We start from the raw sequence: 11758 nt of genomic DNA, 5'->3' as shown, positions 1-11758 counted from the left end.
GCAACCGGCGAAAAGCGGCTTCCCCCCTTACATAAAGGAGGAAAAGCCTGCAAATACTATAAGACTGAAAAGATAGGAACGAAGATCAGGGAGGCTGCCGGATATGCAGAGCTGGAAAGAAATATACGATTCGTTCACCGGCGCGCCGGGCCGGCGGGAGCCGGACGGAGGGCAAAAGGAGCACGGGCAAGGAACCGGCGATTCACCATCCGGCAGCCGGAGGGACGGGAGTGCGTCCGCGAACCCGGACCGGGCCGGCAAGCCGGAATCCTTCCGGCTGACCGCCTCCCTGGATGACAATTTGCGCCGTCTCCAAGACCGGTTCGGCGATAACGGAGACTGGGTAACCCGCCGTTTTCTGATCCGCGGCCGGTATGCGGCTGCGGTCGTATTTTTTTCCTCAATGGCGGACATAAACGTACTTAACGAACGTGTGCTTCAGCCGTTAATGTCCGGTTCTGATACCGGTTCGCTTCCCTCCGATCCAGTCAGCAAACAGGCTCCGGATTCAGACGCTCCCCCGCTGCCCGACCATATATTAGACACCGCTGTCGAGCTTACTCAAGGGCAGGTAGTGTCGGAGGGGGCCAAAATGGAGAGCGGGCTTCCGGAGGGGTTGGTAGCGCTGCTGATTGACGGCCGCCGGGAAGCCCTCACGCTGGACCTGCGCAAAACTGAAAAACGCGGGATCGAGCAGCCGCAGACCGAACAGGTGATCCGCGGAGCACGGGAAGGATTTATCGAAGCGCTGGAGACGAACCTGTCTCTGCTGCGCAGGCGGATTCAATCCCCCGAGCTGCGTATTATCATGGCGCCCATCGGCCAGCGTACCCGCTCCCGCGTCGCGCTCTGCTACATGAGCGAAATCGCCGACCCGAAGCTGGTGGCCGAGGTGATGCGAAGGCTGTCCGCCATTGACATCGAAGGCGTAATCGATTCGGGATACCTGGAGCAGTTTATCGAAGATGCGCCGCTGTCTCCTTTTCCGCAAATCCAAAATACGGAGCGTCCCGACAAAACCGCCGCCGCGCTGCTTGAAGGCCGCGTAGCGCTGCTCGTCGACGGTTCTCCCTTCTGTCTCATCATGCCGGGACTGTTTAATGAATTTTTCCAGACGGTTGACGACTATTCCGAACGGTTTATCATTGCCGGGCTGATCCGGTTTATCCGGCTGGCCGCCCTGATGTTTTCGCTCTTTTTCCCTTCTATTTATGTTTCGGTCATCTCCTTCAACCCCGAGCTGATTCCAACAGAGTTTGCAGTGGCCGTATCGGGTGGACGGGCGGGCGTTCCTCTCCCTGCCGTTCTGGAGGTGCTCATTATGGAGATCTCGATGGAAGTGCTCAGGGAAGCAACCATCCGGCTGCCGCAAATGGTCGGCGGCGCCTTGTCGATTGTAGGCGTGCTGGTCATCGGCCAAGCCGCCGTCTCCGCCGGCTTATCGAGCCCCGTCACGGTTGTGATCGTCGCACTCACGACAATCGGTTCCTTCGCTACCCCGGCTTATAACGCGGCTATTGCGCTGCGGATGCTCCGCTTTCCGCTCATCCTTATGGCCGGCATATTCGGGCTGTACGGCGTTATGATCGGCACGCTTTTGATATTCAATCACCTGCTGTATCTGGAATCGTTTGGGGTTCCGTATATGACGCCTTTTGTCTCGGGAAAATGGTATGACTTTAAAGATACGCTGATCCGCGCGCCGCTCTGGTCATTGCGGAGACGGCCAAGCTATCTGCAAGACCAGGACGGGAAGCGGCTGCCGGATTCCGTTTCGCGGCGTTTTGAACGCAGAATATTTGGACGGGGCGAGACCGATGAATAGCAAACCTATAACACCGCTGCTTGCGGGCGCGGTGGTCTGTAACTCCATAATCGGGGTCGGCATCTTGAGTTTTCCCCGTTATATGGCCGATGCCGGAGGAAGCGGCGCTCCGCTGGTCACAACAATCGCCGTGATCGCTGCTTATTTATCCATGCTGCCGGTACTGCTGCTCATCCGCATGTTTCCCGATGAGAACCTGTTCCAGTTCTCCCGTAAATTGATTGGCTGGCCGGCGGCAGACTTTTTCACGCTGCTGGTGGTACTGTTTTTTGTAGCGTTAACCGGACAGACCGCCCGGCAGTTTGGCGAGGTCGCTTTAATCGTCCTGTTCCGGCAGACGCCGATTGAAGCGGTGATCCTGTCCCTGCTGCTGCTCTGCCTGTTCTCCACACGCAGAGGAATCGTCAAATTTTCGTATATCCACTATTTCTACTTGCCTTTCATTATCGGGCTCAGCTTGATTATCATTCTGGTAACGTTGCAGGAAGTAGAGTGGCAGAACCTCCTTCCTTTAACCGGGAACGGCAAACCGGGTTTGCACACTGCGGGACAAATGATTTTGGGATCGCTGCATACAACCGCCTTTTTCCAGAGTTCGTTTGTGGCCGTGCTGCTTGTGCCGTACATGCGGCATCCGGGCCGTATTTTGGGGGCGGGATCCTGGGGCGTGCTGCTGGCCGGCCTAATCTATGTGCTGATCTCAGCCAACACCATCGGCCTGTTTGGTGCGGAAGAGACCAAGCTGCTGTTTTATCCGACGCTGGAGAGTGTCCGTTCCGTATCTATTGGCGTCAGCCTGCTCGAGCGGTTTGACGCCTTGTTCATCATCATTTGGGTGGCCTCGGTATTCACTACCGCCTATTCAACGTTTTATCTGGCGGCTTACGCCTTTCGCGAGCTGGGAAGGTTCCGGGATCACCGGCTCACAGGTTCGGCGCTGCTGCCCCTTATTTTTATTGCCGCAATGCTGCCCCCCAATATTTTTGAAGCCTATACGTGGTCCCACTCGCTGATGGCGGCCGGCGTGGTGCTGCTCACCTTGTATCCGCTTGTTCTCCTTATCGCCGCGATGCTGAAACAAAGGAGGAATCCCTCATGAACCGCCGTCTGGCTGCCGCAGGACTGCTGCTTATGCTAACCGTGTTCCTGTCCGGATGTTGGGACCAGCTGCAAATTGAGGAGCGCGGACTGGTGCTCGGCCTTGCCATCGATCCCGCCCCGCCGGAGAGCGAATCGCATGAGATCAAAAGTACGCATCTGAGGGAAAATTTGCCGAATCGAATGCTTAAGGTTACGGCCCAAATCGCCGTGCCCGGCCGTGTACCGCTTGGTCCCGGCAGCGGCTCGGAAGGCGGCAGTAAAAATCAAAATCCCGTCTGGGTCGTAAGTGTAGTAGGCCGTACACTGGATGATTGTATGAACAATCTGCAGCAAAAAATTGCGGACCCCCGCTATCTCGTACATCTCCGGGTGATTGTCATCAGCAAGGAAATCGCCCGCGAAGGGTTCGACGAGCTAAACGATTATTTCCGCCGCAATCCGGAGATCCGGCGTACAACCTGGCTGCTTGTCGCGGAGGGCCCCGCCATCGAATTCATGACCGTCGCCCCGCCGCTGCAGCGTGTGCCCACGCTGTATTTGCTCGCCATGCTTGAAAAGGCGGTCGCTTCCGGCAAGTTCCCCCAAGATTATCTCGGCTCGTTCTGGTCAGCGGAGTCCAAATGGGGGCAGGACGGGTTCCTCCCATATGTCTCGATCCGCAGCAATGAAAATATTTTGATTAATGGTCTCGCTTACTTTAGGAACGGGCAGATGGCCGGGACCACACTTCCGCTTGACATCGGTGCGTATATGGCGGTTCAAGGCATGGAACCGGGCGGATATTCCGTCCTGTTCAAAGTGCCGGGACTTGGCTATGTGATGGTGCAGACGACGGAACGTTATGCCAGTAAAACAACGTCCATCTCCGGAGGCAAACCCTCCGTGACCTGCAGGCTGCGGCTCGAGGCGGTGGTAGAAGAACATTACGGGGGTGATCAGCCTGTAGACTCCACCTCCCGTCTAAAGGAAATCGCGGCAGCCTTGGACAGTGTTGCGCATAGAGACATTATGGCGCTGATCCGCACAACCCAGCAGGAAGGCTCTGATATTTTCGGGATGGGTGAACTTTTCCGGTCCAGACATCCCGCCTATTGGCGGGCAAACGTCCACAGTCCGGAAGACTGGTCGCGCATTTACCGTGAACTTCCAGTTAAGCTCGACGTGCATTATTCTATCCGCCGCGTTGGCCTGAAAGCAAAATAACGGCGGGATCCCCCGCCGGTTGTCTGATTCTGTTGGCTATTCCATTACTATTCGCTGTAAGGAGGCGGTCGAATGCCCCGGCTGTTTGGTTTTATCTCGGTTTGCTTACTCGTGTCCGGAGCGCTGCTTCTATTGCTGGACCGGCGGATTTACAAGGTTAGCGGTATGGCAAAGGAGCGCAAATTTGCCCGGCTGTTCGGCTGGGTGGAGCTCGGGCTGTTTGTGCTCACACTTGCCGTTGTCGTATTCTTATACTAGAATGCGGCAACGTAAACGTGACAAAGGCCCTTTGGCATCCGGAGCAGACCCGGGAGCGGGATGGTCTGCTGAACAAAAGGACTTCGAACGGCTTATTATGCCTTAACTTTGAGACGAGCAGGTGAACGATGTTCCATCCGACCGTGTTTGAGAATATAAAAGTTGCGCTTGAAAACCAGCTGTACGATCTGGACAACCTCGATAGCCGGATTGAGATCACGGACCGCACGGATACGCTCGATCTGGCCCGGATGTCACGAACATTCACCTTGTCCTTTCGGGCAGCCGGCAGCCATAGGGTGGTTTCCGAGGTCATCCTCCGCGCCGGACTCCGCGACTTGGCGGATGAGATTCTGGAGGTGCCCGAAGCGCAGCCGGGATGCCGGCTGCGGCTGCGTTTTCATCTCGGCATCGCCGAACCGGAGACGCAGTGTCCCCGAATCGCCGCGGAGCTTGGCCGGGTATGGGGCCACGAACCTCAACCAGTGCTTCGTCTGTCCTACGTTTTCGGGGCGGCCGGCGATACGCTTCAGGTGTCGGCCGAGCTTGATTTCCGCCGGACGATTACAGAAGAACAGATGGAGGACCTGCCCGATCTGCTGGAGCATGTGCTGCGGAGCGCTGAAGCACTGGAATCGGTTTAAGTCTCTTTTTAGTCCGTCATTCCAGCCGCAGTAAGGACTTTGGAAGGGAGTGAGCCTCAAGTGAAGCTGCCTAACGCCCGGAGCGGCCGGGCCTGGTTGACCTGGTTTGTCCTGCATGGAGGCATTTTGTGGATAGCGCTCCTATTGTGGCATTATTTCTACTTGCCGCCCGGACATTCAATGGATCCCGTGATCGTACTGCGGCTCGGTTTTACGGCCGGGGCAATTGGCGCGGCAGCCGCCGCTGCCGGCTGGCTCGGCGCCCGGCTTGCTGCTCTGCTGACCGGGGCGGGCAGCGCGGCCGGCCTGTTGATGCTGCTGCGCTACTCGCTGGCAGGCGATCCCGGCGCATGGAACGATCTGGCCGGCCTGCTGTCTTTTTTGCTGCTGGCGTTTGCGGGGTTCGCGGCCGGCCTGCTCGCGGAGGCCGCGCTTTGGCTGCTCCGCCGGAGGCAGCCGCCCCGCTAAGCTATTTTTACCGAATCCGGAGGGAGATGGTCTTATGTCCAATGCGCTGCTCACCAAAAAAGCGCTGGCCCGCTCGCTGAAACAGCTGATGGAGCATACCCCGCTCGCCAAAATCACGGTACGCCAGCTGGTCGAGCACTGCGGGGTCAACAGGCAGACGTTTTATTACCACTTCCAGGATCTGTTCGATCTGCTCGGATGGATCTACCGTACGGAGGCGCTGGAGGGAATCGCCGCCTACCGAAGCTATGAGACATGGACTGACGGATTCCAGCGCATTTTTGCTTATATCGAGCAGAACAAAGCCTTTTGCCGCAATACGCTGGATTCGCTCGGCCGAAACCATCTTGACGCTTACCTGTACTCGGTAACCAACGACTTGATTATGGGCGTCATCGGCGAATTATGCGCCTGCCGGACGGTTGCGGAAGAAGATCAGGCATTTATCGCAAACTTTTATACGCTGGCCTTTACCGGGCTTGTCATTCAGTGGATGCGCGACGGAATGCGGGAGGACCCTGCCCTGCTGATCCGCCGTCTGTCCGCGTTGATTGAAGGGCATTTTGTGCAGGCGCTGGACAAGTGGGACCGCAAGCTGTCGTAACGCGTTTAGCCGGCAGCGTCAGTTATTGCATTACGGAGGTTATTCTAGGTCTGTTCCAGGCTCAGCCGGTTGATCCCGGCTGGGCTTTTTTGTGTTTTTAGCAGCTGTTACATGTCTGCTAACCCTCTGCTTTTTTTAAAGCCCGGGAGCAGCGCTGTCGGAAAACCCGACAATTCCGTTCCAATGACCAAAAACTGGACATTCCCGCAAATCTGACGATACTGTTCCCGCCCGGATCGGACTAGAGTATAGCTATGCCGGACGCTTCGGACGTTACCGGATTCAGATTGCAATGACTCCCGTGTGCCCGGCACATTCCATTTGTACGGAGGCGACAGCAATGAATGCAGAAGAACAGAACAGACAGGTGTACTTTGTGGGAGGCGGCCTCGCTTCGCTTGCAGGTGCGGCGTTTCTGGTGCGGGACTGCGGATTTTCCGGACAAAACATTCATGTGATTGAGGAACTGAAAGTGCTTGGAGGCAGCAACGACGGCGCGGGCGATGTAAACGAAGGTTATGTAATCCGCGGCGGCCGGATGCTGAACGACGAGACTTATGAAAATTTATGGGACCTGCTTCTGTCGATCCCTTCGCTGGATCAGCCCGGCCGGTCGGTGCGGGAGGAGATTATCGAGTTTGACACCGCCAACCCCACGCATTCCAATGCCCGTCTGGTGAATGCCAAAGGCGAGGTCGAAGATGTGCTGTCCATGGGCTTTGACATGGCGGACCGGATGGCGATGATGAAGCTGCTGATTACGCCGGAAGCGCAGATGGGCGCCGCCCGGATTAACGATTGGTTTGCGCCGCATTTTTTTGAGACAAATTTCTGGTACATGTGGGCAACCACGTTTGCCTTCCAGCCTTGGCACAGCGCCGTGGAGCTGAAGCGCTACATGATCCGGTTTATGCACGAGTTCCCCCGGATTCATACGCTGGAGGGTGTTACCCGCACGCCTTATAACCAATACGATTCGATTATCCTGCCCCTGCAGGAATATTTAAAAAGCCACGGCGTCGACTTCAGCCTGAACTGTACGGTCACGGACCTGATCTTCAAAGAGGGCGACGGGATCACGGTTACCGGAATGGAAGTGACACGCGCGGGCCAGCCAGACCGGATCGAGGTTCGCGAACAGGATCTCGTGATCGTAACGAATGGCTCCATGACGGAGAGCTCCAGCCTTGGCTCCATGACCTCCGCTCCCCAGCTCGGTGACAAAGGCAGCTCCTGGAAGCTGTGGGAACGCATCGCGGCCAAAAAGCCGGGGCTGGGACGCCCATCCGCTTTTGCCGACCATATTGGCGGCTCGAAATGGGAATCGTTCACCGTTACGTTCCAGGACTCCGTGTTCTTCGACAAAATGGAGCAGTTCTCGCGGAACCGGGCAGGCACCGGCGCGCTGGTTACGTTCAAAGACTCCTCCTGGCTGATGTCCATCGTGCTCGCCTACCAGCCGCATTTCCGGAACCAGCCGGAGCATGTCCGGGTCTTCTGGGGATACGGCCTGTTCCCCGACAAACCGGGCGATTTTGTAGGTAAACGAATGGCTGACTGCACCGGCGAAGAAATCATGACCGAGCTGATCGGGCATCTGCATTTTGAAGATTCCCGTGATGAGATCATGAAGACCGCCAATTGCATCCCCTGCATGATGCCGTTCATCACGTCCCAGTTTATGCCGCGCATCGCCGGCGACCGTCCGGAAGTGGTACCGGAGGGCTCGACGAACCTGGCGTTTGTCGGACAATTCAGCGAAATCCCGGACGACGTGGTGTTCACCGAAGAATATTCCGTGCGCACCGCCCGCATCGCGGTATACAAGCTGCTGGGCATCGATCGTCCGATTGCGCCGATCAACCGCCATCAATACGATGTGCGCACACTGCTGGCCGGGCTGGTAACCTCTTTCCGCTAACGCCGGAGGTTTCCGCCGGATCGGATTCCTGGTTTTGTTTAGCCCCTGCTCCTTTTTCCGTTTATGTTTTTGATCGTACAGAATGGGTAAAATAAAGATATTTACGTGGGCAGCCCTTAGGTTGTGCCCAAGGAGCAAGTCCGATTGAATAAGGAAAAAGGCTGGATATATCCGACAGCGGGGGGAAGTAACGATGACGAACATACCGGAGGACCGCGTCACGCTGCACGGCTTCAATAACCTGACCAAGACGCTCAGCTTCAATATGTATGATATTTGCTATACGAAAACCAAGGCCGAGCGGGAAGCGTATATCGAATATATCGACGAACAATACAATGCGGACCGGCTTACGCATATTCTCGGGACGGTGGCGGAAATCATCGGCGCCCATGTGCTGAACGTGGCCAAACAAGACTATGTGCCCCAAGGAGCAAGCGTTACACTGCTTGTGTCCGAAGGGCCCGTGGTGGAGGTGCCAAGCGAATCGTATTACCAGACGCCGGGACCGCTTCCGGACAATGTGGTGATGCAGCTCGACAAAAGCCATATTACCGTGCACACGTATCCGGAATACCATCCCGACGAAGAAATCAGCACCTTCCGCGCCGACATCGACGTGTCCACCTGCGGCGAAATTTCGCCGCTCAAAGCGCTGAATTACCTGATCCATTCCTTTGACACGGATATCATGACTATGGATTACCGGGTCCGGGGGTTCACGAGGGACATCAGCGGACACAAGCTGTTCATCGACCACAACATCAATTCGATCCAGAACTACATCCCGCGCGCGGTCAAAGACCAATACGACATGATCGACGTCAATGTCTATCAGGAAAATATTTTTCATACCAAATGTAAACTCCGTGAATTTGATCTTAATAACTATCTGTTCGGCTACACGAAGGATAAGCTGAGCTCAGGCGAGCAGCGGGAGATTGAGGAACGGCTGCGGATCGAGATGGATGAGATTTTTTACGGCACCAATATACGGAGAGGCAAGCTGGACGAAGAGCAGTAACGCCGGCGAAGGATCACGGATCGTCTCTCTAAAAAAATAACACACCAGCCCTGCCGGACAGTCCGTCCGCCGCAGGGCTGGTGTGTTTTTGTTGCAAACTCCGGCTCAGGCCGTGCGCCTTATGCTCCGGCTGGCTGGAGCAAAACTCCGGAAAGGCGTCCATACGCCTTCCCCATACCGCGGCTCCAGCCGCTTTCCCTTGGCAGCTGCAAGGAGCCCTCCGGCAATTACACGCTGCAGGAGCCGTCGCCGCATCCGTCGCCGTCCGGTGCCGCATTGCCGATTCTTTGCAGCTGCTGCGGACGGTGCTCTTCGGCCCAAACCGTGTTCAGCACGTCCTTGAACACGTCCAGCGGCTGAGCCCCGGACACGCCGTATTTGCCGTTCACCACAAAAAACGGCACCCCGGTAATGCCGAGACGGCGGGCTTCCTCTTCGTCTTGGCGGACTGCCTCCGTAAAGGCGTTACCCGCCAGCATGTAAAGGACATCCTGCTTGTCGAGCCCGACTTCGGCAGCCAGCTCGGCGAGCGACTCTTTTTTGCCCAAATGGCGTCCATCGGTGAAGTAAGCCTGCAGCAGGCGTTCCGTCATTTCAGCCGCTTTCCCGTGTTCCCGGGCGTAGTGGCCCAGCCGGTGGGCGTCAAACGTGTTCGTCGATACAATGGAATCGAACTGGAAGTCGAGCCCCTCTTCTTTCGCCTGCGCGCCAAGCTGCGCGTTCATTTCCTTGGCCCGCTCACGGGTCATGCCGTATTTCTCGGCCAGCTTGCTGTGAATATCGCCGCTCTGCAGAACCTTGGCGTGCGGGTCCAGCTCAAAGCTCCGGAACACCACCTCCACCTCATCCCTTTCAGGGAATTCACGCAGCGCATTTTCCAGCCGCCGTTTGCCGATATAACAGAACGGACAAGCGTAGTCGGACCAAATATCTATTCTCATTTTGTTAACCCTCCCGGATATACCTAAGTTCATCTGCCAGCCTGTAATTTCTATATAGATTGAACTTAAGAAGGACAGGTAGGCCGGAGCTGACACTGCAGCGAATTTGGGACTTCCGGTTGCTGTTATTTTCAGAGTTCTTGAAGGGTAGGCCATTTAGCGGGAGAACTCCGAAAATAAAGGCAATCGCGTTCGCTCCTCCATCTCCAAATTGCCTCCGCGTCCTCTCCTCTTTCCTGTCAATCAATAGTTCAGTCTATATAGATCACAAGGCTGCAAGGCCACAAGGCCAACCTGTGCCTTTAAGCTCTTGTTAATTCACTTACTATTATATAGTATGTAGCAAAAATAAACAAACCCTTTGCCCTCCCCCAGATGAAGGATAGCAAAGGGTTTGTTCAGCTGTGCGCCCCGCCCGCTTATGGTTTAATACGCGGCGCTCCCCGCGGGAACCACGCCGCTGCGTCCGGCGACGCAGTCGCGCAGCAGCTCATTCAGCTTCGCACCGATGATTTGCTCCGTATACTGCTGCCGGACAATCTCCTCCGCCCGCTCGCCCAGCTTCACGCGAAGGGCTTCATCGTCCAGCAGCCTGCGCATATTGGCCGCAAACCTGACCGGATCAAGCCCGTCGGCAAGCAGGCCGTTGTCCCCGTCACGGACCAGCCCTCTGACGCCCATCACGTTAAACGCCACGGTCGGCAGCCCGCAGGCGCTTGCTTCCAGAATGACAAGCGGCAGGCCTTCGTACCGGGAAGGCAGCACAAAAAACTCGGCGGCATTATAATAATTCGCCAGCACCGCCTTGTCCCGGATCGAGCCGAGCAGGATAACGGTTTGCTCCAGCCCTTTTTCGCGGATCAGCGCTTTCAGGCTGTCTTCGTCCGGTCCGCTGCCCGCAATCAGAATTTTCAGCTCGGGTTTATCCCGCAGCTGTTCCGCGGCGGCGGCCAGCAGGGAATGGCCTTTCTGATGCTCGAACAGCCGGCCGACGGTGATTACGTATCTGCTGTCCGGGTCCAGCCCAAGCGCCGCGCGGGCTTCCGCCTTCCCGCCTCTGCGGAACACCTCCGTGTTGACGAAATTCGGGACCAGGCGGATGCGGTCCGCCATATCGGGGAATTCGTTTGTCATGTGCCGGTGTTCGTCTTCGTTCAGCGTCGTGAGGGCCGCGGCCCGGCGCAGCGTCCGCTTTTTGATCGGCAGAATCGCCTTTGGAATCGTGCCTCCGTGATAGGCGGCCACAATGGGGATGTTCAGCCGCTCCGCCGCCGTAGCCAGACGCTCAAACCGGCCGGATGCGTATTCCTGCGCGTAGATCAAATCGATGCCGTCCACGCGGAGCACCTCTTCCAGTCCGGGCCGGACGGTCGAGACGTACTGGGAGACAAATTTGCCGACCGGCGTCCGGTGGGAAAAAGGGATGGCGCAGTAAGCCCGGTACATTTTACCGACCGGTATAAATTTGACCGCACAGTCCACTACCCCGTGCCGGTACATCCGCAGTTCTCCCTCGCGGGTAAAATTATAAATGGTCGTCTGGATGCCGTATTTGCGCAGGAGGCGCGCGTAATCGAAAGAGAAATCATTATGGTAAGACTGGACGTACTCCTCCTCGCTGAGCCCAAGTCCTTTTACAAAAAAATCCTCAAAGTAGTTCGTATGCATAAAGATGCCGATATGCATCCCGTTTCCTCCTCTCGGATGGTGCGAAGTCCGGCTTCGCCGTTTCCTGAAAACACGTCAGTTCTTTCATTTCATTATAAACC

At 56.5% G+C, this 11758-nt stretch carries 11 protein-coding genes; 9 read left to right on the top strand and 2 right to left on the bottom strand.

All coding sequences use genetic code 11. The features are described 5' to 3' along the window. Window positions 1–103: 103 nt before the first annotated feature. The 9 genes from ACE6ED_RS12950 to speD all read left to right on the top strand — a co-directional run bounded on the left by ACE6ED_RS12950 (window position 104) and on the right by speD (window position 9048). Entirely contained in the window at window positions 104–1825 is a 1722-nt protein-coding gene (locus ACE6ED_RS12950; protein ID WP_410827586.1) for a spore germination protein, read from the top strand. Next, a complete protein-coding gene (locus tag ACE6ED_RS12945; protein WP_410827585.1) occupies window positions 1818–2924 on the top strand; it encodes a GerAB/ArcD/ProY family transporter in 1107 nt (368 codons plus the stop codon). The genes ACE6ED_RS12950 and ACE6ED_RS12945 overlap by 8 nt, the downstream gene beginning before the upstream one ends. Then, window positions 2921–4129 carry a Ger(x)C family spore germination protein gene (locus tag ACE6ED_RS12940; RefSeq protein WP_410827584.1) on the top strand — a complete coding sequence of 403 codons (1209 nt, stop codon included), beginning with the start codon at window positions 2921–2923 and terminating at the stop codon, window positions 4127–4129. Before ACE6ED_RS12945 ends, ACE6ED_RS12940 begins: the two co-directional genes overlap by 4 nt. 72 nt (window positions 4130–4201) lie before the next feature. Continuing rightward, window positions 4202–4387 (top strand): CLC_0170 family protein, encoded by a 186-nt coding sequence (locus tag ACE6ED_RS12935; protein WP_410827583.1) that lies wholly within the window; start codon window positions 4202–4204, stop codon window positions 4385–4387. A gap of 128 nt (window positions 4388–4515) precedes the next feature. Then, entirely contained in the window at window positions 4516–5031 is a 516-nt protein-coding gene (locus ACE6ED_RS12930; RefSeq protein ID WP_410827582.1) for a hypothetical protein, read from the top strand. A 60-nt stretch (window positions 5032–5091) separates the two neighbouring features. Continuing rightward, entirely contained in the window at window positions 5092–5499 is a 408-nt protein-coding gene (locus tag ACE6ED_RS12925) for a hypothetical protein (RefSeq protein WP_410827581.1), read from the top strand. Between the two features lie 34 nt (window positions 5500–5533). After that, window positions 5534–6103: a TetR/AcrR family transcriptional regulator gene (locus ACE6ED_RS12920; protein WP_410827580.1), complete on the top strand. Its 570-nt coding sequence runs from the start codon at window positions 5534–5536 to the stop codon at window positions 6101–6103. 340 nt (window positions 6104–6443) lie between these two features. After that, the gene (locus tag ACE6ED_RS12915; protein ID WP_410827579.1) at window positions 6444–8024 is read left to right on the top strand and encodes an oleate hydratase; all 1581 of its coding nucleotides are present in this window, start codon (window positions 6444–6446) and stop codon (window positions 8022–8024) included. A gap of 193 nt (window positions 8025–8217) precedes the next feature. Beyond that, window positions 8218–9048 (top strand): adenosylmethionine decarboxylase, encoded by an 831-nt coding sequence (gene speD / locus ACE6ED_RS12910; protein WP_410827578.1) that lies wholly within the window; start codon window positions 8218–8220, stop codon window positions 9046–9048. Window positions 9049–9275: 227 nt separating this feature from the next. On the opposite strand, the gene ACE6ED_RS12905 is transcribed toward speD, so the two are convergent. Then, entirely contained in the window at window positions 9276–9989 is a 714-nt protein-coding gene (locus ACE6ED_RS12905; protein WP_410827577.1) for a DsbA family oxidoreductase, read from the bottom strand. A 426-nt stretch (window positions 9990–10415) separates the two neighbouring features. Continuing rightward, window positions 10416–11675: a glycosyltransferase gene (locus tag ACE6ED_RS12900; protein WP_410827576.1), complete on the bottom strand. Its 1260-nt coding sequence runs from the start codon at window positions 11673–11675 to the stop codon at window positions 10416–10418. Window positions 11676–11758 lie beyond the last annotated feature (83 nt).

The sequence above is a fragment of the Paenibacillus nanchangensis genome, from assembly GCF_046543445.1.
Lineage (GTDB): Bacteria > Bacillota > Bacilli > Paenibacillales > Paenibacillaceae > Paenibacillus_AQ > Paenibacillus_AQ nanchangensis.
Note: the sequence above shows the minus strand (reverse complement) of the source record. Positions and strands in the feature narration are given on the sequence as shown.

Coding starts and splice junctions, on each gene's coding strand:
- ACE6ED_RS12950 (WP_410827586.1), top strand. CDS start 104: ATGCAGAGCTGGAAAGAAATATACGATTCGTTCACCGGCGCGCCGGGC.
- ACE6ED_RS12945 (WP_410827585.1), top strand. CDS start 1,818: ATGAATAGCAAACCTATAACACCGCTGCTTGCGGGCGCGGTGGTCTGT.
- ACE6ED_RS12940 (WP_410827584.1), top strand. CDS start 2,921: ATGAACCGCCGTCTGGCTGCCGCAGGACTGCTGCTTATGCTAACCGTG.
- ACE6ED_RS12935 (WP_410827583.1), top strand. CDS start 4,202: ATGCCCCGGCTGTTTGGTTTTATCTCGGTTTGCTTACTCGTGTCCGGA.
- ACE6ED_RS12930 (WP_410827582.1), top strand. CDS start 4,516: ATGTTCCATCCGACCGTGTTTGAGAATATAAAAGTTGCGCTTGAAAAC.
- ACE6ED_RS12920 (WP_410827580.1), top strand. CDS start 5,534: ATGTCCAATGCGCTGCTCACCAAAAAAGCGCTGGCCCGCTCGCTGAAA.
- ACE6ED_RS12915 (WP_410827579.1), top strand. CDS start 6,444: ATGAATGCAGAAGAACAGAACAGACAGGTGTACTTTGTGGGAGGCGGC.
- speD (WP_410827578.1), top strand. CDS start 8,218: ATGACGAACATACCGGAGGACCGCGTCACGCTGCACGGCTTCAATAAC.
- ACE6ED_RS12905 (WP_410827577.1), bottom strand. CDS start 9,989: ATGAGAATAGATATTTGGTCCGACTACGCTTGTCCGTTCTGTTATATC.
- ACE6ED_RS12900 (WP_410827576.1), bottom strand. CDS start 11,675: ATGCATATCGGCATCTTTATGCATACGAACTACTTTGAGGATTTTTTT.